Source organism: Mesorhizobium sp. USDA 3734 (assembly GCF_056279665.1).
Map to the genome: position 1 here is coordinate 3,444,070 of NZ_JBWCCW010000001.1, position 23,250 is coordinate 3,467,319.

24 protein-coding genes are annotated in these 23,250 nt (G+C 62.4%); 13 read left to right on the plus strand and 11 right to left on the minus strand.

Going from position 1 to position 23,250, the window contains the following annotated elements; genetic code table 11:
• The first annotated feature begins 18 nt into the window (after positions 1-18).
• Positions 19-1,050, plus strand: a complete 1,032-nt coding sequence (gene hemB / locus ACZ89F_RS16915; protein WP_476093056.1) for a porphobilinogen synthase — start codon at positions 19-21, stop codon at positions 1,048-1,050.
• Between the two features lie 217 nt (positions 1,051-1,267).
• The gene (locus ACZ89F_RS16920; RefSeq protein ID WP_476093057.1) at positions 1,268-1,912 is read left to right on the plus strand and encodes a dihydrofolate reductase family protein; all 645 of its coding nucleotides are present in this window, start codon (positions 1,268-1,270) and stop codon (positions 1,910-1,912) included.
• Between the two features lie 195 nt (positions 1,913-2,107).
• Here the strand turns inward: ACZ89F_RS16920 and ppk2 are convergent, their stop codons facing one another.
• Positions 2,108-3,028 carry a polyphosphate kinase 2 gene (ppk2, locus tag ACZ89F_RS16925; RefSeq protein ID WP_056594030.1) on the minus strand — a complete coding sequence of 307 codons (921 nt, stop codon included), beginning with the start codon at positions 3,026-3,028 and terminating at the stop codon, positions 2,108-2,110.
• A 278-nt stretch (positions 3,029-3,306) separates the two neighbouring features.
• Between ppk2 and ACZ89F_RS16930 the strand changes: the two genes are divergently transcribed.
• Complete coding sequence (locus ACZ89F_RS16930) at positions 3,307-4,350, plus strand: aldo/keto reductase (RefSeq protein ID WP_476093058.1); 1,044 nt, start codon at positions 3,307-3,309, stop codon at positions 4,348-4,350.
• A gap of 129 nt (positions 4,351-4,479) precedes the next feature.
• Here ACZ89F_RS16930 and ACZ89F_RS16935 read toward each other — a convergent pair whose 3' ends face one another.
• The gene (locus ACZ89F_RS16935; protein ID WP_476093059.1) at positions 4,480-5,451 is read right to left on the minus strand and encodes a glycosyl transferase family 90; all 972 of its coding nucleotides are present in this window, start codon (positions 5,449-5,451) and stop codon (positions 4,480-4,482) included.
• A gap of 204 nt (positions 5,452-5,655) precedes the next feature.
• Here ACZ89F_RS16935 and ACZ89F_RS16940 point away from each other — a divergent pair, with 204 nt between their 5' ends.
• Positions 5,656-5,808, plus strand: coding sequence for a hypothetical protein (locus ACZ89F_RS16940; protein ID WP_081738829.1), 153 nt, complete (start codon positions 5,656-5,658; stop codon positions 5,806-5,808).
• 66 nt (positions 5,809-5,874) lie between these two features.
• On the opposite strand, the gene ACZ89F_RS16945 is transcribed toward ACZ89F_RS16940, so the two are convergent.
• Entirely contained in the window at positions 5,875-6,069 is a 195-nt protein-coding gene (locus ACZ89F_RS16945) for a DUF982 domain-containing protein (RefSeq protein ID WP_244497772.1), read from the minus strand.
• A 255-nt stretch (positions 6,070-6,324) separates the two neighbouring features.
• A complete protein-coding gene (locus ACZ89F_RS16950; protein ID WP_476093060.1) occupies positions 6,325-6,990 on the minus strand; it encodes a GntR family transcriptional regulator in 666 nt (221 codons plus the stop codon).
• Positions 6,991-7,169: 179 nt separating this feature from the next.
• Between ACZ89F_RS16950 and ACZ89F_RS16955 the strand changes: the two genes are divergently transcribed.
• Entirely contained in the window at positions 7,170-8,429 is a 1,260-nt protein-coding gene (locus ACZ89F_RS16955; RefSeq protein ID WP_476093061.1) for a multidrug efflux MFS transporter, read from the plus strand.
• Between the two features lie 41 nt (positions 8,430-8,470).
• The gene (locus tag ACZ89F_RS16960) at positions 8,471-8,845 is read left to right on the plus strand and encodes a DUF423 domain-containing protein (RefSeq protein ID WP_476093062.1); all 375 of its coding nucleotides are present in this window, start codon (positions 8,471-8,473) and stop codon (positions 8,843-8,845) included.
• A gap of 61 nt (positions 8,846-8,906) precedes the next feature.
• Here ACZ89F_RS16960 and ACZ89F_RS16965 read toward each other — a convergent pair whose 3' ends face one another.
• Together ACZ89F_RS16965 and ACZ89F_RS16970 are read right to left on the minus strand one after the other, a co-directional pair.
• Entirely contained in the window at positions 8,907-9,053 is a 147-nt protein-coding gene (locus ACZ89F_RS16965) for a hypothetical protein (RefSeq protein WP_476093063.1), read from the minus strand.
• 61 nt (positions 9,054-9,114) lie between these two features.
• The gene (locus ACZ89F_RS16970) at positions 9,115-9,258 is read right to left on the minus strand and encodes a hypothetical protein (RefSeq protein ID WP_136622053.1); all 144 of its coding nucleotides are present in this window, start codon (positions 9,256-9,258) and stop codon (positions 9,115-9,117) included.
• Between the two features lie 155 nt (positions 9,259-9,413).
• On the opposite strand from ACZ89F_RS16970, the gene ACZ89F_RS16975 reads away from it, so the two are divergent.
• Complete coding sequence (locus tag ACZ89F_RS16975; RefSeq protein WP_476093064.1) at positions 9,414-10,493, plus strand: LacI family DNA-binding transcriptional regulator; 1,080 nt, start codon at positions 9,414-9,416, stop codon at positions 10,491-10,493.
• 13 nt (positions 10,494-10,506) lie between these two features.
• On the opposite strand, the gene ACZ89F_RS16980 is transcribed toward ACZ89F_RS16975, so the two are convergent.
• Positions 10,507-11,730, minus strand: a complete 1,224-nt coding sequence (locus ACZ89F_RS16980; RefSeq protein WP_476093065.1) for an OpgC family protein — start codon at positions 11,728-11,730, stop codon at positions 10,507-10,509.
• A 203-nt stretch (positions 11,731-11,933) separates the two neighbouring features.
• Here ACZ89F_RS16980 and ACZ89F_RS16985 point away from each other — a divergent pair, with 203 nt between their 5' ends.
• Positions 11,934-12,602, plus strand: a complete 669-nt coding sequence (locus ACZ89F_RS16985; protein WP_476093066.1) for an alpha/beta hydrolase — start codon at positions 11,934-11,936, stop codon at positions 12,600-12,602.
• A gap of 45 nt (positions 12,603-12,647) precedes the next feature.
• Here ACZ89F_RS16985 and sthA read toward each other — a convergent pair whose 3' ends face one another.
• Positions 12,648-14,036: a Si-specific NAD(P)(+) transhydrogenase gene (gene sthA, locus ACZ89F_RS16990; protein ID WP_476093067.1), complete on the minus strand. Its 1,389-nt coding sequence runs from the start codon at positions 14,034-14,036 to the stop codon at positions 12,648-12,650.
• A gap of 227 nt (positions 14,037-14,263) precedes the next feature.
• Between sthA and ACZ89F_RS16995 the strand changes: the two genes are divergently transcribed.
• The 3 genes from ACZ89F_RS16995 to ACZ89F_RS17005 all read left to right on the plus strand — a co-directional run bounded on the left by ACZ89F_RS16995 (position 14,264) and on the right by ACZ89F_RS17005 (position 16,667).
• Positions 14,264-14,734, plus strand: a complete 471-nt coding sequence (locus ACZ89F_RS16995; RefSeq protein ID WP_183453364.1) for an RDD family protein — start codon at positions 14,264-14,266, stop codon at positions 14,732-14,734.
• A 139-nt stretch (positions 14,735-14,873) separates the two neighbouring features.
• Positions 14,874-15,638 (plus strand): arginyltransferase, encoded by a 765-nt coding sequence (locus ACZ89F_RS17000; RefSeq protein WP_109668555.1) that lies wholly within the window; start codon positions 14,874-14,876, stop codon positions 15,636-15,638.
• Between the two features lie 129 nt (positions 15,639-15,767).
• On the plus strand, positions 15,768-16,667 hold the full coding sequence (locus ACZ89F_RS17005) for a DMT family transporter (protein ID WP_476093068.1): 900 nt from the start codon (positions 15,768-15,770) through the stop codon (positions 16,665-16,667).
• A gap of 18 nt (positions 16,668-16,685) precedes the next feature.
• Here ACZ89F_RS17005 and ACZ89F_RS17010 read toward each other — a convergent pair whose 3' ends face one another.
• The 3 genes from ACZ89F_RS17010 to parC form a co-directional block, all read right to left on the minus strand.
• Positions 16,686-17,900: an AI-2E family transporter gene (locus ACZ89F_RS17010; RefSeq protein WP_476093069.1), complete on the minus strand. Its 1,215-nt coding sequence runs from the start codon at positions 17,898-17,900 to the stop codon at positions 16,686-16,688.
• Between the two features lie 412 nt (positions 17,901-18,312).
• The gene (locus ACZ89F_RS17015) at positions 18,313-19,395 is read right to left on the minus strand and encodes a transposase (protein ID WP_123150424.1); all 1,083 of its coding nucleotides are present in this window, start codon (positions 19,393-19,395) and stop codon (positions 18,313-18,315) included.
• A gap of 75 nt (positions 19,396-19,470) precedes the next feature.
• Positions 19,471-21,723: a DNA topoisomerase IV subunit A gene (gene parC / locus ACZ89F_RS17020; RefSeq protein WP_476093070.1), complete on the minus strand. Its 2,253-nt coding sequence runs from the start codon at positions 21,721-21,723 to the stop codon at positions 19,471-19,473.
• On the opposite strand from parC, the gene ACZ89F_RS17025 reads away from it, so the two are divergent.
• Positions 21,679-21,948, plus strand: a complete 270-nt coding sequence (locus ACZ89F_RS17025; protein WP_476097472.1) for a hypothetical protein — start codon at positions 21,679-21,681, stop codon at positions 21,946-21,948. The two genes, parC and ACZ89F_RS17025, sit on opposite strands and share 45 nt — an antisense overlap.
• 102 nt (positions 21,949-22,050) lie before the next feature.
• Positions 22,051-23,241, plus strand: coding sequence for a hypothetical protein (locus tag ACZ89F_RS17030; RefSeq protein ID WP_476093071.1), 1,191 nt, complete (start codon positions 22,051-22,053; stop codon positions 23,239-23,241).
• The last annotated feature ends 9 nt before the right edge of the window (positions 23,242-23,250 follow it).

A 23,250-nucleotide genomic window follows, 5' to 3' on the forward strand; every position in this document is an offset into this window, starting at 1 on the left:
CGATCTGGAGTTTTGGCGATGAACAAATTCACCCCGACAAAGCCAGCCGGCGCGCGCAGCGTCGACGACATCACCGGCAGCCGCCGCTTGCGCCGCATGCGCAAGGCCGACTGGTCGCGCCGTCTGGTGCAAGAGAACAGGCTTTCGGTTGACGACCTGATCTGGCCGATCTTCGTCGTTGACGGCAAGAATATCCGCGAGCCGATCGCCGCTATGCCGGGCGTCTTCCGCCTGTCGATCGATCTCGCCGTCAAGGAGGCCGAACGCGCGGCAAAACTCGGCATTCCCGCCCTCGCCACCTTCCCCAATGTCGACATCTCGCTGCGCGACCAGACCGGTTCGCACATCCTCGACCCCAACAACGTCATCAACCGCGCCACCCGCGCGATCAAGGATGCGGTGCCGGAGATCGGCATCATCACCGACGCCGCGCTCGACCCGTTCACCAGCCACGGCCATGACGGCATCCTGCGCGACGGCATCATCGTCAATGACGAGACGGTGGAACAGGTGACCGCCGCGGCCGTCATCCAGGCGGCGGCCGGCGCCGACATCATTGCGCCGTCCGACATGATGGACGGCCGCATCGGCGCCATCCGCGACGCGCTCGACGCCAACGGTTTCCAGGATGTGGCGATCATGTCCTATGCGACCAAATTCGCCTCGGCCTTCTACGGCCCCTATCGCGAGGCGGTGGGCACCGCCGGCCTGCTCAAGGGCGACAAGAAGACCTACTACATCGACCACGCCAATTCCGACGAGGCGGTGCGCGAAGCCGAGCAGGATATCGCCGAAGGCGCCGACATGCTGATGGTCAAGCCCGGCCTGCCCTATCTCGACATCATCCGGCGGCTCAAGGACGAATTCCAGATGCCGACCTTCGCCTATCAGGTGTCGGGCGAGTATTCGATGATCAAGGCTGCCGGTGCCAATGGCTGGATCGATGGCGAGAAGGCGATGCTGGAATCACTGCTCGCCTTCAAGCGCGCCGGCTGCGACGGCATCTTGACCTATTTCGCGCCCGAAGTGGCGGAACTGCTGAAGGGATAATTTCTCTTCCGACGAAGGCCGGTCGCGGCGACCGATGTCGGCGAATCCGCTTCGACATCCCTAACAATTTCCGGCTCCTGGCCGGGGAATCCACAGGAGGGTCGCTTGACCCATAGCCTGGGCTTCGTTCGAACTTGAAAATACCGCTTGCAATTCACAATCAGTTTGCTACAAAACAACTGCTTGCAAAATACAACTGGTTATCGAGGAGACTCGCATGTCCAAACTTCGCGTCAACGCTTTCAGCCTGTCGCTCGACGGCTACGGCGCCGGTCCCGATCAAGATCTGACCAATCCGCTCGGCGTCGGCGGGGAATCCCTGCACAAATGGGCTTTCGGCACCCGCACCTTCCGAAAGATGTTCGGCGAGGAAGGCGGCGCGGACGGCATTGACGAGGACTTTGCCGCGCGCAGCTTCGAGAATGTCGGCGCTTGGATCCTCGGCCGCAACATGTTCGGGCCGATCCGCGGCGAATGGCCTGACGATAGCTGGAAGGGCTGGTGGGGCGACAACCCGCCATACCACGTGCCGGTTTTCGTGCTGACCCACCACAAGCGCGAACCGATCGTCATGGAGGGCGGCACGACCTTTTATTTCATCACCGACGGCATCCATTCGGCGCTTGAACAGGCAAAAGCAGCGGCTGATAGCAAGGACGTGCGGGTGGGCGGCGGCGTCGCCACCATCCAGCAATACCTTCAGGAGAAGCTGATCGACGAGATGCATCTGGCGATCGCGCCGGTGCTGCTCGGCGCGGGCGAGAACCTTTTTGCCGGCCTCGACATGCTCAAGCTCGGTTATGTCTGCAGCGAGCAGGTGGCGACGCCGCTCGCCACGCATGTGGTCATCAAGCGGGTTTAGGTGGAGAGCCAATCTCCCCCCGTGTGGGGGAGATGGCCGGCAGGCCAGAGGGGGGCGCTGTCCCTCCAGCGCTTCAATCCATAGCGGCTTTGCGTTTGGCCTGTTTTCGACAGGCTGTGGAGAGGCTGGCGATCCTGCACGCCCCCCTCTGCCCTGCCGGGCATCTCCCCCACGGGGATCGCAGCTTCGTCTATCTCAATACTTCTCCGGCACGTAGAGCTCGCGCGGCAGCGTCTGGCGCTCGTATTCGGGATTGAAAACGCGTTCCGGCAACGTGATCTCTTCGTGTGGGACCTCTTCATAGGGCATCTGCTTGAGCAGGTGGTCGATGCAGTTCAGCCGCGCCCGCTTCTTGTCGTTGCCTTCGACGATGAACCAGGGGGCTTCCGGGATGTTGGTGCGCACGAAGGTCTCTTCCTTGGCCTTGGTGTACTGCTCCCAGCGCACGCGCGACTGCAGGTCCATCGGCGACAGTTTCCACTGCTTCATCGGATCGTGGATGCGCATCAGGAAGCGCATCTGCTGTTCCTCGTCGGTGATCGAGAACCAGTATTTGACCACGGTGATGCCCGAGCGGACCAGCATGCGCTCGAACTCCGGCACGTCGCGAAAGAACTCTTCCACCTGATCAGGCTGGGCAAAACCCATCACCCGCTCGACGCCCGAGCGGTTGTACCAGGAGCGGTCGAACAGCACGATCTCGCCGCCAGCCGGCAGATGCGGCACGTAGCGCTGGAAATACCATTGCGATTTCTCGCGCTCGGTCGGCGCCGGCAGTGCCACGACACGGCAGATGCGCGGGTTGAGCCGCTGGGTGATCCGCTTGATGACGCCGCCCTTGCCGGCCGAGTCGCGCCCCTCGAAGATCACCACCAGCTTCTTCTTGTGGTAGGCGACCCAGGACTGCAGCTTGATCAATTCGGACTGCAAGGTGATCAACTCGCGAAAATACTGCATGCGATCGATCGAAGGCGGATGCGCGTTCTTGTAGATCTTGGCGATCTCCATCGACAGCGCCGGCTCCGACATTTCGAGCTCATAGTCCTCGTCGAGCGTGTCGGCGAGCTCGGCTTCAAGCCAGTCCTTGGCAGGAGAATTCTGTTTTAGCTCGGTCATATCAGCTGCTCCGCTTGCACGCTCTGTCGATCCACGTCCGGCGCCCCAAACTCCCGGCTTATGGCCGGAACGGCAACACCCTGAGCCGACTTCAATATAGGCCGGCAATGACGGTTTTATTGCAGCCCGAGCGCGATCACGGCGGCCGCCAATCCGTCGAGACATGATCGATCCGTCGTCGTGGCATGGAGACAAGCCGCCCAAATTGTCCTACAAATAGCGGCCACATTCGGGGCACCCTCCCCAGCCCCCTTCCCAACGCAATCGCGAGGACTGACATGGAATACCGCACCCTCGGCCGTTCCGGCCTGAAAGTTTCGACACTGACCATGGGCACCATGACCTTCGGCGGCGCCGGCGCGTTTTCGGCGGTCGGCAAGACCGACCTCGACGAGGCGCGCCGGATGATCGACCTCTGTATCGATGCCGGCATCAACGTCATCGACACCGCCAATGTCTATTCGAACGGCATTTCGGAAGAGATCATCGGTGAAGCGCTCGGCGGCAAGCGCAAGGGCGACGTGCTGATCGCCTCCAAGGCGCGGATGCGGATCGGCAAAGGTCCGAACGATGAAGGCCTGTCGCGCCACCATCTGATCCGCGAATGCGAGAAGAGCCTGAAGCGGCTTAGGACCGACGTCATCGACATCTACTTCCTGCACGAATGGGATGGCGTGACACCGCTGGAGGAAACCATCGCCGCGCTCGATACTTTGGTTGCCCAAGGCAAGATCCGCTATGTCGGCTGCTCCAACTATTCCGGCTGGCAGGTGATGAAGGCGCTCGGCATCAGCGACAGCCATCACCAGCCGCGCTTCGTCACCCAGCAGATCCACTACACGCTGGAAGCGCGCGAGGCGGAGTATGAATTGCTGCCGATTTCCGTCGACCAGGGGCTGGGCGTTCTGGTCTGGAGCCCGCTTGCCGGCGGATTGCTGTCCGGCAAATACCGCCGCGACAGCCCCACCGCCCGCCAGCTCGCCGGCTGGTCGGAACCGCCGATCCGCGACGAGGACCGGCTGTGGCGGATCGTCGATGTGCTTGTCGAGATCGGCACCCAGCGCGGCGTGTCGGCGGCGCAGGTGGCACTGGCCTGGCTGCTTGGCCGGCCGGCCGTCAGTTCACTGGTGATCGGCGGCAGGACCGAAACGCAGTTCCGGGACAATATCGCGGCGGCAAGCCTGGTGCTCGCCGACGACGAACGCAGCCGCCTCGACGCGGTCAGCCGGCCACCCCTGCTCTATCCCTACTGGCACCAGCAACTGACCGCAAAGGACCGCTTCGGCCCCGCTGATCTCGTTCTTGACCGCAGCGGCATCTGACGAGCGGGTGCCGAGGCACGCGGCGTTCTAAAGCGCGGCGCGGTTGAACGGATTTAGGCACCGCGCTTTAGGTTTCTGTTGTCATACACGTCGTCCTCCCAAAACCGGCGCCACTTTTGGGCGCATGCATTAACCCTGGATGAAACGCCAGACCTCGGGATCAGGGTCGATCTGGCCGCTGAGCACGAAATATTTGTAGAGCACGAGCAGGGAGATCGCCTGCTCGTCCTGCTCGTTGGAGAATTGGCGGCAATAGGCATTGGCCGCGGCGATGATGCGTTGCGCCTCGGCCGGGTGGTGTTCGAAATAGCGCACCTTGTCCGCGACATCGGCGAAATCCGGCTCGAGCGGCACATAGTGGACACCGGCCTCGAGTTGCTTTTCCGCAAACCATGTCTCGTATGTCGGCAACGGCATCAGGCAGAGCGAATTGGAATTCAGGATCCATTTGAGATTGGTCGCCACGTCGTTGCCTTCGAGCGAGACGATGTAGCGGCAACGCAGCTGTTGGCTGATGCTGAGAAAAGGTTTGCTGTACTCGGCCGGCGCATACGGCTTGTGTGAGCCAGCGTCGCAGAACGGCAGATCGCGCACGGCGTCCAGGAACCTCGTCCGTATCGGATTGTTGAGATCGCCGCGCCAGACTACGACCGGGCGTTTGTCGGCGAATGCAGCTGCGTCGGCCGGCATGTGAAAATGCCGGAACTTGTTGAATTTCATGATCACCGCATTGCTGTCGTCCGCGCGGATCGGCCGATCCTTGACGAGCGTCGGCACCTTCGGCACCTCGATGACGTCGCCGAATTCGACGTCGACGAGCAATGCCGGGTCGAAATAGCGGGCAAACTCCCTGAGGTCGTAATAGTACATGGTCGGCGTGGAGGGCAGCTCGTCGAGACGCACCGCAGCCGGGCTGGGCGAAAACGCATGCTGCAGCTTGTTGTAGTAGTTCAGCCGCCGCCGCACCGCCTCATCCGAGAGCCTGGCCTGTTCGAGGCGGCTCGCCAGCCGGCGACGGAAGAGTGCCTGCGGGGCGATGTCGCGCAAGACGTTGCGCGCATAGTAGAAAACCCTTGCCGTCGTTCGTTGTATGGTGGCCATGGTTCACTTGATCAAAACAAACGGGCAGATCGCTGCGCAGTGTGTTGGCGCCCCTGTTCTCCCCTACACCATTGTGCCGCCGATCTTGCAAGCCCCGGACCATCATCGACGCGAACCGCAGGGGACCATCGCTTCAGCTGTTGTGTTTGACGGCTAATGCTCCTAGGCAGGACCATAGCCGCGAGGCAGTGAAAAGGAGCCGATATGGCGCGACCACCAAATTACGATCAGGAACGCAAGGAACGCGACCGCCAGAAAGCGGCCAAAAAGGCCGAGAAGCTGGCAGCCAAGGTTGCGGCGCGGGAACGTTCGAAGCCCGAGGACGAGACCGAAGGCGAAACCGAAACGGCGAAGTGACGGCAAAAGGCCCGCAGATGCGGGCCATGCCTCAATCCAGATCGCCGCCCAGATCGCCGCCTTGTATCAGGCGGGCGCCTTGTCGCTGACAAACACGTCCACTTCGCGCGCTGCCGCAATGAAGGCGCGCCTGGCATTCATCGCCGGCTTGTCGCCGGCCAGCGCGTCATGGCAGGCCTGCAGCGCCGCGCGATGCTTGGGGCTGCGCTTGCCGGGCCAGCTGTTGAGGAGGTAGTCGGAAGCCTCACGCGCCGTACGCAAGAGCTGAGTGCTTCCCGCCGCGACTGACTTCACAGTCACAGGTGTTTCAAATCGGTTGTTTTCCATCGCCGCTCCTTACGCCATCGGCGTCTGCGAAGCGAGGCCGAAAGTGCGCATACGTCCCGAGGCCGCCCTTTGCGCGGCGCGTACCCTGCCCTGCACTGATCGTTTGGAGCACTTTTCCTGGAATTGCCCTGTCCCTTTGTTGACGCAATTCCGGACGGAAAACCGTTTCACACTTTTCCTGTAATTGCTCTAAGCGGCGACCACGGCAAAGCCTCTGGCACGAAGACCACGGCGATCGTTGGCGAGCGACGTCACCAGCCGGTCGCGGCTGCCGACGATGTGGCCCGAAAGCAGGCGCACGGCTTCATCGGCATCGCCAAGGCGTGCGGCCGCCAGAATGGCGCGATGTTCAGCCCAGGCGCGAGCAAGGGCCGCTTCGTCGCGAACCTCCAGCCAGCGCGCCCGCGACAGGCGCGTCATGGCATCGCGGACCGCCCGGAACAGGAATTCGTTGCCCGACAGCCGCGCCAGTTCGATGTGAAAATCCATGCCAACACGATGCCATTCCTCGCGCGGCGTGTCGTTGTCGCAGGACTCGAGCATCGCCTCGATGACATCGACGGCGCTCCGGTCCGCCAAGCCGCATGTCAAGCGAAGTGCCGCAACCTCGACCGCCTCCCTGTAGACGGCGATCTGCTCGAGTTCAGCCAGATTGATGGGCGACACCGTCCAGCCACGTCCTTCCCTGCCGACAAGGCCCTCGGTCTCGAGCCGCAGAAGTGCCGCCCTGACCGGGGTTCGCGACGCACCGAAGCGGCTTTCGATCCAGCGCTCGGTCAGCTTCTCGCCGGGACCGATCTCGAGGCCCAGGATCATCTGCCGAAGCTGTTTTTCGACGCTCTGCATCTGCGACATGGTCGTTTCCGTTTTCCGGCTGTTTGCTGGCGATCGGCCTGTCGGCCGCGTTTCCCGATCACGTTTGACAGGTCGCATTGACAGCGGCCAGGCTTGCGTCCATGACGGGCGCCATCTTGGTATCCCAAATTGGTATCCGCAGCAAGCATCGATAAAGTTGCTCGGACAGGACATATGACATGCCGCAAAACACACCCCCGGCGACCGACAGCACCTACAACATCCATTGGCGGCGCAATCTGTTCGTGTGCTTTGCCGGTTCGTTCTCGACGCTTGTCGCCATGACGCTGCTCTTGCCCTTCCTGCCGCTCTACATCGAGCAGCTCGGCGCCGAGGGCCACGCGGCGATCGTGCAATGGTCGGGGATCGCCTATGGCGCGACCTTCTTCGCGGCAGCGCTGGTGGCGCCGCTCTGGGGACGTCTCGGGGACCGTTACGGCCGCAAGGTCATGCTGGTTCGCGCCAGCTTCGGCATGGCCATATGCATGTCGCTGACCGGCATGGTGCAGACCGTCTGGCAGCTGGTGCTGCTGCGGCTGCTGATCGGTTTTGCCGGCGGCTATTCCTCGGGATCGACCATCCTCGTCGCCATGCAGACGCCAAAGGAACGTTCCGGCTGGGCGCTCGGCCTGCTGTCTGCCGGCATCACGGCTGGGGCATTGGTCGGCCCACTGGTTGGCGGTATCTTGCCGCCGCTGATCGGCATCCGCGCCACCTTCCTCTTGTCCGGCGGCGTCATCTTCCTGGCGTTCCTGGCGACCACGTTTCTCATCAAGGAAAATCCCCGGCCGAAAACAGCGGAAGCCGCGTCCAAGCAGAAGCCGAAAGGCGGCTGGGCACAAATCCCCGACAAACGGCCTGTTGTCGCCATGCTGGCGACCGGCATGCTGTTGAGTTTCGCCACCATGTCGATCGAGCCGATCATCACCGTCTATGTGCAGCAGCTCATCGAAGACCAGAGCCGCGTCACGCTGATATCAGGCGTCGTCATGTCGGCGGCGGCCCTTGGCGCCATCCTGTCGGCCTCGCGCCTCGGCAAGCTCGCCGACCGGGTCGGCCATTGGAACGTCATCATCGGCGCGCTTGCCGTCTCCGCGCTGCTGCTGATCCCGCAGGCCTTCGTCACGCAGAGCTGGCAACTCATCGGCCTGCGCTTCCTGATGGGCCTGGCGCTGGGCGGTCTCCTGCCCTGCATCACCAGCGTGATCCGTCATAATGTGCCTGATGGCGTCGGCGGCAACGTGCTCGGGCTGTCGATCTCCGCCCAGTATGTCGGGCAGGTCGCCGGCCCCTTGCTTGGCGGCTTTGCCGGTGGCCATTTCGGCATGCGTTCTGTGTTTCTGGGCACATCCGTCTTGATGGCCGGGGGCGCGGTGTATAACTGGCTGGCACAGTCACGCCGCGAGCAGGACATGCTCGCCAACGCCGGCAAGCCCTGACGGGGTTGGGCGTATCCCTCTGATATCACGGAGCCACGGACATGAGTACGGCCGAGCAATTTTCCGGCAACATCGGCCGCATCCTCGTCCTGGCAGGCGGCCTCTGTGGCGCCGCCGGCGTGGCGCTGTCGGCCGCGGCGGCACATCTGGGCGGCGCCTTTGTTGGCACCGCCGCATCCTTCCTGCTCATGCATGCGCCGGTCTTCCTCGCAGCCGGATTGCTTGGCGCGAACCGGATCCTGCACATCGGCAGCCTCGTGCTGCTGGTTGGGCTTCTGTTATTCTGCGGCGATCTGCTGGCCCGCGATTTTATCGGTTCGCGGCTGTTCCCGCTGTCGGCGCCGATCGGCGGCACCTTGCTTATCGCCGGCTGGCTGGCGATCGCTGCTTCGGCGCTGGTGCGCGTGCGTTCCTGACGCCTCTGGGCGCCCTGCCCGATACCAGGCCTGCGCCCGTCAAGCGTCGTTTGCGGAGCAGTCAATCCTGCCGGCGCTCGGGCTGGACAAGCGATTCGCGATTGCGTCGCCGCAACCTCGCCAACCGACGGCCCTCCGGCCGTTCGGTCGGCGCGATGCCCCAGTAGTTGCGGTAGATGTCTTCGAAGAGATAGCTCACGGGATGCATGATGGGCACTCCTTTCAGCGCTTGAATCGATCCAATCGGCGGATGTCAAAGACAACCCCGATCAGATCCGCTTGCGCTCCACAAGGAATCGCAGATCGCGGACCCATGGACTGGCCTTGCCGCGGCGCCTCTGCGTCGTGGTGTTCGACGAGATGCTCCAGTCGTTGCGATAGATGTCTTCGAACAGAAAATTGACGGGGTGCATGACACATCTCCCTTTCCAAGGCTTGAATCGATCCAATCAAAAGATCAGATACGGATTGGATCGATTCAAATATACACTTCGCCGATCCCATGATCAAGCCAAAATTTGAACCGATCCAACGAAAGTGTTAGAGGGGAATAATTCAGGAGACGAAGATGGCGCCACTGACCTCTGGAAAGACCAGGCCGATCCGGCTGGCAGACATTGCCAAAGCGGCCGGCGTGTCGCACGGCACCGCGTCCAACGTGTTCGCCCGCCCGGAGATCGTGCGCGAGGAGGTCCGCGAACGGGTCAAGGCGGCAGCCGAGGCCATGGGATATGGCGGGCCTGACCCCAAGGGCCGGCTGCTGCGTGCCGGCAAGGTCAACGCCATCGGTGTCGCGACCGCGGAGCCGTTATCCTATTTCTTCGACGACCCTTTCGCCCGGGTGATGATGGCCAGCATCTCGCAGGCTTGTGATGCGACCGGTGCGGGGATCTCGCTGGTCTCGGCCGCCAACAATGAGCAACTCGCCTGGAACATCCAGAGCGCGCTTGTCGATGGCTTCATCGTGTTCTGCGTCGATGGCGGTTCAAAGCTGGTCGAGCTGGCGCGTGAACGCAAGCTGCCCTTTGTGGCGCTGGATCTCGATTCAGACGATGACGAGGCGGTCGCCGCCATCGGTGTCGACAACATCGCCGGGGCCGGCCTGGCGGCCCGACATCTGACCGAGCTCGGGCATCGTCGCTTTGCAGTGCTTGCCCTGCCCGTCGCGGACTCCGGCTTCGGCCCCACCACACAGGAGCAAGTGGAGAAGGCCCTCTATTCCGGGACGCGCGACCGCCTGCGTGGCTACTTCGCGGAACTCTCCCGCGTCGACATCGACGTCTCGCGTGTGCCGATCTACGAAACGGTCAACGACGAGGAGAGCGTATGGGCCGGTCTAGACCATATTTTCGCAGGCGCCGAGACACCGACCGCCATCCTGGCCATGTCGGACAGGATCGCCTTGCATACATTGGACTGGCTGCGGCAGCGTGACATCGCGGTACCGGGCGACGTTTCGATCATCGGCTTCGACGGTGTTCCGGAGGGAGCGGTTTCCAAGCCGCCGCTGACCACAATCGTCCAGCCGATCGCCGAGATGGGCCGCCTTGCCGTCAAGGCGATCCTCGAGAATGACGGCTCGTTCAGCCGGCAATCGCTGCCCGTCAACCTCTTGGTGCGGGCTTCATCCGGCCCCTCGCCCGCCTGAGCCGCCTGACGCTTCAGCGCCCCATTCTTGTCGCCATCGACGACATGCCGAAGGACGCATAGACGGGCGGTGCCGCGTTGTGAACCGGCCTGCTTTTCCCGGACCAGCCGAGACCCGAAAGCCATTCGAGATAATAGGCGAGCGCGAACTGCATGACGATGCCAGCCGATATCAACAGGCTGTCATAGGCAAATCCGCCCGGATTGATCAGCTTCAGCACCTGCGCCGCCATTGCGAGCACCGTGCCGGCAATGAAGACCGGCAGCGAGCGTTTGCCCAAGATGGCAAGCGGATGATCGCGTCCGGTGCGAAACAGGTTCGAAATGGCGGGGAATGCCACGATCAGGTAACTCACCGCCAATATATGCAGCAGCCTCGGCAGTGACAGGAACGTCTTGTCGAAGCCGGTCAGAACCGCAGGCAGGCCAAACCAGGAGATCTGGCCCCAGAGCGGGCTGTGCACCCAGACCAGAGCCGTGGCGGTGTAGACCAACGCCGCGCCAACCAGCCAGCGATTGACCGGGATGGTGCCGCCGCGACGCACACGCAGCGTGCCTGCCAGGCCGATGTTGAAAAGGAACTGCCACGACAACGGATTGAGAAACCAGAAGCCGGGCTCGGGATAGTTGGGCGGAGCAATCTGGTAGATCCCCGCGACCAGCCACAGTGCGCCGGACGCGACCAGTGCCAGGACCGGCCGATAGCTGACGAAGAGCAGGAAGACCGGCGTCAGCAACAGCAGCACTGCATAGACCGGCAGGATGTTGTTGTAGCCGAGCTGGTGGCCGAGCGTCACGATGCCGATCAGCACTTGCGGCGTGTTCTTGATCAACGGCTCGATGTTGATCATCGTCAAAAGCTCCGGCCGCCTCGCGAACACCGCGGCGGCGCAGAAGATGGCCATCACCACCATGGTGGTGACAATGTGGGCGGCATAGAGCACACCGGCGCGACGCCACATCTTCAACGTTGCCAGCAGCCGGTTTCCAGGCTGGAATTTCTTGCCGTAAGCGAGCGCAACCGAGATGCCGGAGATCAGCACGAAGACCTCCGCGGCGTCCGAAAAGCCCAAGTTCTTGTAGGTCAGAGACTCGAAGGCGGTGCCCGGCACATGGTCGACAAAGATGGTCAGCAGAGCGAGAGCGCGCAACACATCTATGCGCGTGTCACGATCCGAGACACGCACATCGCGGTCTTGGACACGCGAATGGCGGTCCGGGGAAATCTGGGTGGTCATCGACAAAAAGGCCTCAAAGCTGGTTGTTCATGCCGGCAATGCGACCCCCGGCGCACCGCTTCGATTCCTCCCGAAGGAATGGTATCGGCGAAGAAACGGACTGTAATGCGCCCGGTTCAATCAACTTTCGCGGAGCTTGAAAATATTGCGTTTTGAAGCCGGCAAACTGATGGGAATCATCATGGAATCAAAAGGATGAGGCCATGACCGAAAGGACCTCACAAGATGGTACGCTGCTGCGTGATCTCGCGTTCAGCTACCGCCTTTACAATCCCGGGGATTCAACCGGCGAATGCTTCTTCCTGCTGCATGGATCGGGCGTCGACGAGACGACATTGATGCCGCTGGCAAGAGAGATCGCGCCACATGCCGTGCTGATCGCCGTGCGCGGCCGCATCGTCCAGGAAGACGGTTTCCGCTGGTTCGCGCGCATCACGCCGACGCGCTTCGAGCAGCAGAGCATCCGCACCGAAACCGAGGCCTTTGCGGGCTTCGTCGCTGACGCGGCCGCACGCCATCATCTCGACCTCTCCCGCACGACGTTCCTCGGCTATTCGAACGGCGCCAATCTGGTTTCGAGCCTGATGCTGCTGCATCCGGGCCTGGTCGAACGCGCCGCGCTACTGCGACCGATGCCGGTGCTCGATGATGTGCCGGCGACGGATTTGTCAAAGGTGCGAGCGCTGATCGTCGCCGGCGCCGCAGATCTTACCTACGCGCCCTTCGCGCCGGCTCTGGTGACATTGCTCAGCCAGCACGGCGCGGAGATCGACGCCCGGATTGTTGCATCGGGTCATGAATTCGGCAGCGCCGACGCCGCGATCGTCAGGCAATGGCTGACGGGATCGGCGGCATTGGCGCAGGCAGGCTGAGGGGCCCTTCGATACTCGGCCTGCTTCTCCATCACTGCAGCCCTGCTACCCCCGTCCCATCCTGTTCCAGGCATCCAGCCCGGCGATCTTGTAGGCTTCGGCAAGTGTCGGATAGTTGAAGGTGTTGTTGACGAAGAAGTCGACGGTGCCGCCGAGATTGATCACCGCCTGGCCGATGTGGATGAGTTCGGTGGCGCCCTCGCCGATGATGTGCGCGCCGAGCAGACGGCGCGTTTCGATCGAGAACAAGAGCTTCAGGAAGCCGGTGTTGACGCCCATGATGTGGCCGCGCGAGGTCTCGCGAAAACGAGCCACGCCGACCTCATAGGCCGCGCCGCTCTCGCGCACCTGTTCCTCGGACTGGCCGACCGTCGAGATTTCCGGCACCGCGTAGATGCCGTAGGGAAAGGTTTCCGGCGGCGGCGGCAAGGGCACGCCGAAAGCATGGCAGGCCGCCACCCTGCCCTGCTCCATCGAAGTCGAGGCCAGGCTCGGAAAGCCAATGACGTCGCCTGCGGCATAGATGTTGGGCACGCTGGTCTGGAAGGATTGCGGATCGACCTTGATACGCCCTCTGGAGTCGGCGTCGATGCCGACGACATCCAGGCCCAGGCTGCCGACATTGCCGGTGCGGCCGGCGGCGTAGAGCACGACCTCGGAACGGATGGTGCGGCCATCGGCCAGTTCGACCTCGGCGGCGTCCGGCTTGGAGCGGATTTCCTTCACCGAGCTGCCCAGCCGGATGGTCATGCCGCGATCGCGCATCTGGTGGATGAAATCGTCGACGATTTCGCGGTCGACGAAATCGAGGATGGAGTTGCGCGGCTCGACCAGCGTCACCGGCACGTCGAGCGCGGAAAAGATCGTCGCATATTCGACCCCGATGACGCCGGCGCCGATCACGGTCAGCGTGCGCGGCAGCCGGTCGAGTTCCAGCATCTCGTCGCTGTCGAAGATGCGGGTCTTGTCGAAAGGCACATCGCGCGGCCGATGCGGCCTGGTGCCGACCGCGATCAACGCGTTGGCAAAACCAACCTCGCTGTAGTCGCCGGTGTCGGTGGTCAGGCTGACCTTGTTGGGGCCGAGAAACTTCACCGCGGCGCGGGCGCTCTTGACCGTGTTGCGCATGAACTGGTGCTGCAGGACCTCGACCTCGTGGTCGAGCGTCTTGTGCAGGCGCTCGACCAGATCGCCGACCGAGATATCCTGCTTGACCCGGTAACCGCGCCCGTAAAAGCCGCGCTCGCGCCAGCCCGAGAGGTTGAGCACGGTTTCGCGCAGCGTTTTCGATGGAATGGTGCCGGTATGCACCGAGACACCGCCCAGACGCCGGCCGCGGTCGACCACCAGCACCGATTTGCCGAGCTTGGCCGACTGCACCGCGGCACGGCGACCGGAAGGGCCGCTGCCGATGACCAGCATGTCGTAGTCCATCTTGCCCCGTCCCCTACCCTGAGCGCTGTTGCGCCACCTGAGCGCTTTGTTGCGCCGCAGCAAGCTAATGCCATCCGCGCCGCAAATTCAACCGGTTCAGATTGCATCCCGCGCTGTTTGAGCTTGCGCGCCGCAAAAAGCCCGATCTTGATTCCGCGACAGGCCCTCACCATTTCATGCTCAAGCGGCCCGCACCCTATGCAGGGTCCCTGTTACGAGGAAATGACATGAACGCGCGCGTTCTCGACGGCGAAATCATCACCAGCAGGCTTGACGATGTCAGGGCCTATGACGGCGTGCGCACGAAGCGCATCCTGGCCTTCGTGATCGACTACATCATCGTCGCGCTGCTCACCATTCCGTTTGCCATACTGGTGTTCTTTCTCGGGCTTTTGACCCTCGGCCTTGGTTGGATGCTGTTCGGTATCCTGGTGCCGGCCGTCGCCATCCTCTACATCTGGAACACTCTGGGCAGCACCGACCAAGCCACCACGGGCATGAAGATGATGGGCATCCGCCTCGACCGGCTGGATGGCAGGCCGATCGACGGCCTCACCGCGGTCGTCCATTCGGTGCTGTTCTGGGCCGGCAACGTCATCCTGTCGCCGCTCGTGCTGCTGGTGACGCTGTTTTCCGACCGCAAGCGCACCTTGCACGACCTTTTGCTTGGCACGGTCGTCAGCCGCACCGACCGCTGAAACGGCCTTCTAAGAGCAGCCGAAACCGATTGAGCGCAAATATGAAGGCGTCCGGTCAACCACGCCTCCACAATCCTGTTGAATTTTTCGCCGTCCGAGCCAAAGGTAGAGCGATTCGAAGGAGTGTTTCCAAGGCTCGATGACGCAGCATCCGACCCAGTCGCCGCAATTCTTCCTGACCGCGCCGTCGCCGTGTCCCTATCTCGACGGCCAGTTCGAGCGCAAGGTGTTCACGCACCTGGTCGGCGACAAGGCGGCGGAGATGAATGACCTCCTGACGCAAGGTGGTTTCCGGCGCTCGCAGAACATCGCCTACAGGCCGGCATGTGAGACCTGCCGCGCCTGCGTTTCGGTACGCATCCTGGCCCAGGAATTCGTCGCCAGCCGCAACATGAAGCGCGTGCTGCAGCACAATTCCGACCTCGTCGGCCACATGCACAATGCCGAACCCTCGACCGAACAATATTCCTTGTTCCGCAGCTACCTCGATGCCCGCCACCGCCGTGGCGGCATGTCCGACATGACGGTGCTCGACTACGCGATGATGGTCGAGGACACCCATGTCGACACCAAGGTGATCGAGTATCGGCGGCGCGGGCCTGACACCTTCATCACCGGCAAGGGACAGGGCGAGCTGATCGCGGTGGCGCTCACCGACAAGATGGCCGATGGCCTGTCGATGGTCTATTCCTACTTCAATCCCGATTTCGAGGAGCGGTCGCTCGGCACGTTCATGATCCTCGACCACATCGCCCGCGCCAGGGCGATGGGCCTGCCCCATGTCTACCTCGGCTACTGGGTCAACGGCTCGCGCAAGATGAATTATAAGATGCGCTTCATGCCGCAGGAGCATCTCGGCCCGAAAGGCTGGGAGCGCTACACCAACGAAGCGGTCACGCGCTAACTATCCTTTCCCAAGTCCGGGCCTAAACATTTTCAACTGAGATGATGCTGGTCTTTCCGCTGGTTGGCGGAGAGTGTGCGATTGCGCCAATCCGCCGTCCTCTCCCGAATTCATTGCGAAAGCCGCTGCATGTCGTCTCACGATGCACACACCAAAGGACTTATGCTCACCGCACTTGGCGGGCTGACGCTGACCGTGGATATCCCGCTGATCCGGCTCGCCCATGGCGAGGCGTGGACGATCTTGCTGCTGCGCACTGGCTGCACCTTGGCTGCGGCACTGATCATGTGGACCGTCTGGCGCTCGTTCAGCAAAAATGCGCCGCAGCTCATTCCGGGCTGGTCTGGCCTGATCGTTGCCGCGATCTACGGGCTGGGCGCGATTGCCTTCATCACCGGCGTCTACAACACCTCGACCGCCAACCTGGTTTTCATCCTGGCCTTCACCACCATGTTCGCCGCGCTGCTGTCGTGGGTATTCCTGAAGGAGCGGCCGCGGCCGCTGACCCTTGCGGCAATGGCAACGATGATCGTCGGCGTCGTCATCATCGTCGGCGATTCCGTCGGAACCGGATATCTGTTCGGCGACCTGATGGCATTGTGTTCGGCCTTCCTGATCGCTTGCGCCATCACCATCTCGCGCGCCAGCGGCAAGGACATGGGCTTTACCGCGCTGATCGGCGTCATCCTGCCTTTTGGGCTGGCGGCGTTTATGGTCTCCAAGACCGGCTTTCAGGTGGAGGCGCCAGGGTGGATCATCCTCAACGGCGCCGTCATCATGCCGATAGCGTTCTTCTGCCTCGCCAACGGACCGAAATACATTTCGGGCCCTGAAGTGGCGATGTTCTACCTGCTCGAAACCGTGCTGGCGCCGGTCTGGGTGTGGATAATCTTTGCCGAGACGCCGACGCGCAACAGCCTGATCGGCGGCGCGATCCTGATCGTCACGCTGATTGCGCATTCGCTGTGGCAACTGCACGAGGGGCGCAAGCGCCGCAGCGACGACCTTGCGGTGCATCATCCGGTGTAGCGCAAGCGGCTTTCGAGATCAGGCGTTGGCCTTCTTCGCCACGTCAGGTTCCGGCACGACTTCGATTTGCGGACCGGCTTCGATTTCGGCAGGCGAGCCAGGGACGATTTCTTCGGTCAGTTCCACCTCGCGCAGCCATTCGCGCCAGATCGCGACCAGCAGGGCCATCAGCACCGGGCCGATGAACAGGCCGAGAAAACCCATGGTCTTGACGCCGCCGATCAGACCGAAAAAGGTCGGCAGGAAGGGCAGCTTTATCGGCCCGCCGACAAGCTTCGGACGCAAAGTCTTGTCGACGATGAACAGCTCGACCGCCCCCCAGAGGAACAGCGCCAGCCCGGCCATCGGCGATCCGCTGGCGGCGAGGTAGATCGAGACCAGCGTGAAGGACAGTGGTGCACCGCCGGGGATCAGCGCCATGACGCCGGTCAAGGCGCCGAGTGTTACCGGCGACGGTACGCCGGCCAGCCAGTAGGCAATGCCCAGCACCAGCCCCTCGCCGATAGCGATGACCGTCATGCCGGTCACGGTCGAAGAGATCGTCGCCGGCACGACGCGCGAGATCCGTTCCCATCTGGTCGGCAGGATGCGTTCGCCAAGGCGGTCGACCTGGCCGGCAAAATGCTCGCCGTCGCGATAGGCGAAGAACAGCGCGATCATCATGAACAGCAGCGTCAGGAGCAGACCGAAAGCACTGCCGCCGGCGGCCAGCACGCCGCGATAGATGCTGCCGATGTTGGCGCCGCTGACCAGCTGGATCAGCTCGCCAATGCCGCCGGGATGGCCAAAATTGGTCGTCCACTGCTCGTTCAACCACTCGCCCACGACAGGCATGGTGGCGATCCAGTGCGGTGTCACCGCACCGTGACGGTTGGTCTCGATCGCCCAGGCGACCCACTCGCGAACCTCGTTGATCGCGTAGGTGCCGGCCAGCGCGATCGGTATCACCAGGAAGGCGAGGATGAACAATATGGCAAAGGTCGCGGCGATGGTGCGATTGCCGCTGACTGCTACAAGCAGTCGCCGGTAGAGCGGCCAGCTGGCGAAGGCGATGACGAGCGCCGCCAGCACAGGAAACAGGAAGCCGTGGAAGAAATAGACGCCGGCGGCGACGATCAGCACCAGCAGCCAGCGCGCCGCCGACAGCGGCGGAATGACGGCTGCCCGCAGCGGCGTCGACAGGCCGAACAGGCGCTGCTGCCGTTCCGGTTTCTGGATTCTGGATTCCTTCAAACGCCTGGCTCTCCCAAACACCCCTCCCGCTTATGCACCGATATAGTGCAGCAATCGTGACGATAGTCCAAATGATTGGGGATCTCCCCCCTTGAGGGGGAGATGGCCGGCAGGCCAGAGGGGGTCGCCGCGCATGAAGCGCTGACCCTCCTTATGTCTGCAAAGAGAGGTCGCGTCCCGTCGTTCCGACCCCCTCTGTCGCCTCTGGCGACATCTCCCCCTCGAGGGCATATGCGCTAAGATAGTTTTGGCATGGACTGAAATTTGCGCTTTCGTGGTGGCTCACGCCATCGATGTCGCAAGGCAGGGAGATTTTGGCGCAGGATTGCCAAGGGAGGTTGAGCAAAGATCGCTGCGATCAGAGAGGCGACGATCTGGCGGGTGGCGCGCCACAGTAGCGGGCGCCCGTCGCTCAAGGGGGAGAGACACCAAACTCCTGCGAGAGGGGTTCGGTCACAAGCGCGATGAGGAAGTGGGCAAGAATCCAAGGCTTTGCGATCCTTGGGTCTTTGGCGGGGGGAGCGCGCAGTCCGATCAGGCTCTTCAGACGTTTGAAGGCGAGCTCGATGCGCCAGCGCATGCGATAGAGCTTGAGAACTGTGTCGGCGTCAAACTCATCCTGGTCGAGCGAGGTCACAAGGATCACGAAGCCGGCAGCAATCAGCGTCTCCTGTCGAACCTGCGTGCCCTTGGCCTTGGCTTCCTTGTTGATCTTGCGTCGTGCTTCTTGTGCCGCGGCCTCGGATTTGCGCAAGGCGATCAGGCGCATCTTCAGGGGATCGCCCTTCTTGAGGCCCAGCCAGACAGGCGTTTCGATGACCTCCTCGCGGCAGCTCTTCAGGTGGCCGATGAGATCGAACGCCGTGCCGCTGGCGTCGAGCCATCGCACATTCTTCCACGCCGCGCGCACGAGAACGTCGCCGCCTTGCGCCAGGACCTTTGCGATCCGCTCGGCCTGCAGATAGGCGCGGTCGCCGATGCGGATCTCGCCCGGTATCACCGGCACGCGGTCGATCAGCTCGGCCTCGCTCTGGTCGGTGATCTCGATGAAATCGAACTGCTCGCGCTCAAGCTCGAAGGCGCAGTGCATCCGCCAAAGGCCATTGTTCTTCTTCTCATGCACACCGGCCTTGGCAACCGCCGTCGCATCGAGGATGCGGATCAGCCGGCCTTTGGCCAGGCCTTTCTCCTCGCGCTTCAAAAGATACCCAATCAACTGCTGCAGCCACGGCCCTGCATTGCGCAGCCGGCCGAGCAACGCCACATCCGAGATGTCGGCGATCCCGCTTGCCGCCGCCCAGGCCACGACGCCCCGCATGCCCACCTTGCCAAGGCAATAAGCCAGCGTCAGGCGCAACAGATCAGTAGCCGACCTGACACCCCGCGGCCGCAGGAACGCCCTCGTCTCGCGAGCACTCCCTGTGATCAACTCTTCACCGCCGAGGAGTTCAATCGTCTCGGCCCAGCCGTCATCTACAAGCGATTCGTGAGTCATCGCAGCGTAGAATCACAACCGATTCCCCGCTGCAACACCTATCTTAGCGCATATGCCCTCGAGGGGGGAGATCAGCTACCCAAACTTCCCCGTCCTTGGGAATCCCTTCGGCACCATGCGGCCAGCCGATGCACGGGCGCCGATCCATTCGGCCAGTTCCTCGCGCGACCGGGTGAAGGTGCGGTCGGCTGAATCCTGCCAGGAAAGGCCGCTCTCCAGCGTGAACGGCTTGAGGTCGAGAAGGCCGCCGTCCTTGTATTTCTGCAGCCGCACGCCCTTGCCGCGGCCCATCTCCGGAATCTCGGAGAGCGCGAACACCAGCATCTTGCGGTTCTCGCCGACGATGGCGAGATGGTCGCCGGTGACCGGGATGCAGCGCTTGGCTTCGTCCGGCGCCTTGACGTTCATCACCTGCTTGCCCTTGCGGGTGTTGGCGACGACTTCCTCCTCCGACACGATGAAACCATTGGCGTCATGCGAGGCCAGCAGCAGCTTGCGCTTCGGGTCGTGAACGAAGGCGGTGACGATGTCCTGATCATTGTCCATGTCGACGATGATGCGGATCGGCTCGCCATGGCCGCGGCCACCGGGCAGCCGGTCGGCGCCGATGGTGTAGAACTTGCCACCGGTGGTGAAGACCAGCACCTTGTCGGTGGTCTGGGCATGGAAGGCGAGCTTGAGGCTGTCGCCCTCCTTGAAGGTCAGCGTCGAAAGGTCGGCCAGATGTCCCTTCATCGCCCGCAGCCAGCCCTTTTCCGAGACGACCACGGTGACCGGCTCGCGCTCGATCATGGCGTGGGCGATGTCGGTCAGATCATGCTCGGGCGCGTCGGCGAATTGCGTGCGGCGCTTGCCGAGCTCGGTCTCCGGACCGAATTTGTCGCGGATGTTGGTAACTTCCCACTTGATCGTCGCCCACTGCTTCTCGTTTGAAGCAAGCAGCGCCTCGATCTGCTTCTTCTCGGCGCTCAGGCCGTCGAATTCCTTGCGGATCTCGAATTCTTCAAGCTTGCGCAGAGCGCGCAGCCGCATATTGAGGATGGCTTCGGCCTGGGTGTCGGTGAGCGACCAGCGGGCCATCATGACCTGCTTTGGCTCATCCTCCTCGCGGATGATCCTGATCACCTCGTCGATGTTGAGGTAAGCGATCAGATAGCCGGCAAGAATCTCCAGCCGTCTTTCGATCTCGCCAAGCCGGTGTTTCGAGCGGCGGACCAAAACCTCACGACGGTGATCGAGCCATTCCTGCAGCACGCCCTTCAGCGACAGCACGTTCGGCACCTTGCCGCGCGACAGGACGTTCATGTTGAGCGGGAAGCGGCTTTCGAGCTCGGTAAGCTTGAACAGCGATTCCATCAGGATGCCGGGGTCGACCGACCGGCTCTTCGGCACCAGCACGACGCGGACGTCCTCGGCGCTCTCGTCCCTGATATCCTCAAGCAGCGGCAGCTTGCGCGCCATCAGCAGCTCGGCGATCTTCTCGATCAGCCGCGCCTTCTGCACGCCATAAGGGATTTCGGTGACGACGATGCTCCAGGTGCCCCTGCCCTGGTCCTCCTGGATCCACTTCGACCGCACGCGGAAGCCGCCACGGCCGGTTTCATAGGCTTCGAGGATAGAGGCACGGCTGTCGACGATGATGCCGCCGGTCGGGAAATCCGGCCCCTGGACGAAATCCATCAGCTTCGCCACCGGCGCGTCGCGATGCTCGATCAGGTGAAGCGCCGCGTCGCACAGCTCGGCCGCATTATGGGGCGGAATCGATGTCGCCATGCCCACCGCAATACCGGACGAGCCGTTGGCCAGCAGGTTCGGGAAGGCGCCGGGCAAAACCACCGGCTCTTCGTCTTCTTCATTATAGGTCGGCCGATAGTCGACGGCGTCCTCGGTGATGCCGGACAACAATTCGGTCGCCACATCGGTCATGCGCGCTTCGGTGTAGCGCATGGCGGCAGCATTATCGCCGTCGATGTTGCCGAAATTGCCTTGCCCGTCGACCAAGGGGTAGCGCATCGAAAAGTCCTGCGCCAACCGCACCAGCGCGTCATAGATCGACTGGTCGCCATGTGGGTGGAACTTGCCCATCACCTCGCCGACGATGCGGGCGCATTTGGCAAAGCCCTGGTCCGGATTGAGCCGCAGCAGGCGCATGGCGTGCATGATGCGGCGATGGACCGGCTTCAGTCCGTCGCGCACGTCGGGCAGCGCCCGGTGCATGATGGTCGACAGCGCATAGGCAAGATAGCGCTCTTCCAGCGCCTTCTTCAGATCGACCGGCTCGATATGATCGCCACCGCCATTTTCAGGCGGCAAAAGCCTTTTTCCCATGGGCTGGGACTAGCCGAGCGGGTGATTCGCGGCAAGAGGCAGACAGCCATGCCGACCCTTCTGCAACATGAAACCATACGCCAGGGCATGTCGACCAACATCAGCCTGTTACATGCGGGTTCTAAGGCCAAGCACGATGATATCAGGCAACCGGCTCTTCATGACAAATTCACCGGTTTGCGCAAAGACGGTGGGATCGAGTTTGCCTTTCACCGTGATTTTTGACCATTGTGCCGGGACACGCCTTTTTCCCGTCCAGTTCGTCACGGAATGGTGACGGCGCAAAGAATTGAAAAACAATTTCAGGACACTCTCAGGGACCTTGCGATGACAATCAAACGCTCAACTCTTAGGAAATTCGCTCTTTCGACCTTTTTGCTCACCCTGCCGCTGAATGCGGCCCTCGCACAGGATGCGGCGGTTGCCGACCGGCTGAAGGCGGCACTTTCCGCCCAGGGCGTCGACATCACCTGGACCGGCGTGACCGGCGACAACACCAGCATGGTGCTGCAGGGCGTTGCCATCAAGCCGGCTGCGGAAAAGGAAGCGCTCACCATCGGCGACGTCAAGCTGGAAGGCGTCACCGAGGCAAATGGCGGCTATGACATTGCCACCGTGTCGACGGCTGCCTTCGCGCACAGCAAGGACGGCGTCACCCTCGATCTCAGCCCCTTCGTCATCCATGACATGACCGTTCCGGCCGACGGCGCCACCGGCCCGCTCGGCTCGCTGATGATGTACAAGTCCGCCGAGCTCTCGAACATGACCGTCAAGGTCGCCGACAAGACCGCCTTCTCGATGGACGGCCTTGCCATCGAGATCACGCCGCCGGCGGACGGCAAGGCGATGGAATTCACCGCCACCACGGAAAAGTTCAACGCTGACCTGACGCTGGTCGACGATCCCAAGTCCAAGGAAGTCATCAACGCGCTCGGCTACCAGAATATCGCGGGCAATCTCGAGATGGCCGGCACCTGGCAGCCTTCGGACGGCAAGATGGAACTGTCGAAATACGACATCTCCGTCGAGAATGCCGGCACGCTCGGCATGACCTTCGATCTCGGCGGCTACACGATGGACTTCATCAAGTCGCTGCAGGAAACCCAGAAGAAGATGGCGGCACAGCCTGAAGGCGCCGACAATTCGGCGCAAGGCATGGCGATGCTCGGCCTGTTGCAGCAGCTTTCGTTCAACAGCGCCTCGATCCGCTTCGACGACGATTCGCTGACCAACAAGGTGCTGGACTATGTCGGCAAGCAGCAAGGCATGTCCGGTAAGGACATCGCCAATCAGGCCAAGGCGATCGTGCCGTTCGGCATGGCGCAGCTCAACAATCCCGAGCTGACGGCACAGGTCACGGCCGCTGTCAGCAAGTATCTCGACGATCCGAAGAGCCTCGAAGTCTCGGCCGAGCCGCCGGCATCGGTGCCGTTCGCGCTGATCATGGCGGGCGCCATGTCCAACCCGCTCGACCTGCCGAAGACGCTCGGCGTCACCGTCAAGGCCAACGAAGACTGATCGAAGCGA

Bases quoted from the DNA above. Each gene is read 5' to 3' on its own strand.
- hemB (WP_476093056.1), top strand. From the start codon at position 19: ATGAACAAATTCACCCCGACAAAGCCAGCCGGCGCGCGCAGCGTCGAC.
- ACZ89F_RS16920 (WP_476093057.1), top strand. From the start codon at position 1,268: ATGTCCAAACTTCGCGTCAACGCTTTCAGCCTGTCGCTCGACGGCTAC.
- ppk2 (WP_056594030.1), bottom strand. From the start codon at position 3,028: ATGACCGAGCTAAAACAGAATTCTCCTGCCAAGGACTGGCTTGAAGCC.
- ACZ89F_RS16930 (WP_476093058.1), top strand. From the start codon at position 3,307: ATGGAATACCGCACCCTCGGCCGTTCCGGCCTGAAAGTTTCGACACTG.
- ACZ89F_RS16935 (WP_476093059.1), bottom strand. From the start codon at position 5,451: ATGGCCACCATACAACGAACGACGGCAAGGGTTTTCTACTATGCGCGC.
- ACZ89F_RS16940 (WP_081738829.1), top strand. From the start codon at position 5,656: ATGGCGCGACCACCAAATTACGATCAGGAACGCAAGGAACGCGACCGC.
- ACZ89F_RS16950 (WP_476093060.1), bottom strand. From the start codon at position 6,990: ATGTCGCAGATGCAGAGCGTCGAAAAACAGCTTCGGCAGATGATCCTG.
- ACZ89F_RS16955 (WP_476093061.1), top strand. From the start codon at position 7,170: ATGCCGCAAAACACACCCCCGGCGACCGACAGCACCTACAACATCCAT.
- ACZ89F_RS16960 (WP_476093062.1), top strand. From the start codon at position 8,471: ATGAGTACGGCCGAGCAATTTTCCGGCAACATCGGCCGCATCCTCGTC.
- ACZ89F_RS16965 (WP_476093063.1), bottom strand. From the start codon at position 9,053: ATGCATCCCGTGAGCTATCTCTTCGAAGACATCTACCGCAACTACTGG.
- ACZ89F_RS16970 (WP_136622053.1), bottom strand. From the start codon at position 9,258: ATGCACCCCGTCAATTTTCTGTTCGAAGACATCTATCGCAACGACTGG.
- ACZ89F_RS16975 (WP_476093064.1), top strand. From the start codon at position 9,414: ATGGCGCCACTGACCTCTGGAAAGACCAGGCCGATCCGGCTGGCAGAC.
- ACZ89F_RS16980 (WP_476093065.1), bottom strand. From the start codon at position 11,730: ATGACCACCCAGATTTCCCCGGACCGCCATTCGCGTGTCCAAGACCGC.
- ACZ89F_RS16985 (WP_476093066.1), top strand. From the start codon at position 11,934: ATGACCGAAAGGACCTCACAAGATGGTACGCTGCTGCGTGATCTCGCG.
- sthA (WP_476093067.1), bottom strand. From the start codon at position 14,036: ATGGACTACGACATGCTGGTCATCGGCAGCGGCCCTTCCGGTCGCCGT.
- ACZ89F_RS16995 (WP_183453364.1), top strand. From the start codon at position 14,264: ATGAACGCGCGCGTTCTCGACGGCGAAATCATCACCAGCAGGCTTGAC.
- ACZ89F_RS17000 (WP_109668555.1), top strand. From the start codon at position 14,874: ATGACGCAGCATCCGACCCAGTCGCCGCAATTCTTCCTGACCGCGCCG.
- ACZ89F_RS17005 (WP_476093068.1), top strand. From the start codon at position 15,768: ATGTCGTCTCACGATGCACACACCAAAGGACTTATGCTCACCGCACTT.
- ACZ89F_RS17015 (WP_123150424.1), bottom strand. From the start codon at position 19,395: ATGACTCACGAATCGCTTGTAGATGACGGCTGGGCCGAGACGATTGAA.
- ACZ89F_RS17025 (WP_476097472.1), top strand. From the start codon at position 21,679: ATGATCGCCACCGCCATTTTCAGGCGGCAAAAGCCTTTTTCCCATGGG.
- parC (WP_476093070.1), bottom strand. From the start codon at position 21,723: ATGGGAAAAAGGCTTTTGCCGCCTGAAAATGGCGGTGGCGATCATATC.
- ACZ89F_RS17030 (WP_476093071.1), top strand. From the start codon at position 22,051: ATGACAATCAAACGCTCAACTCTTAGGAAATTCGCTCTTTCGACCTTT.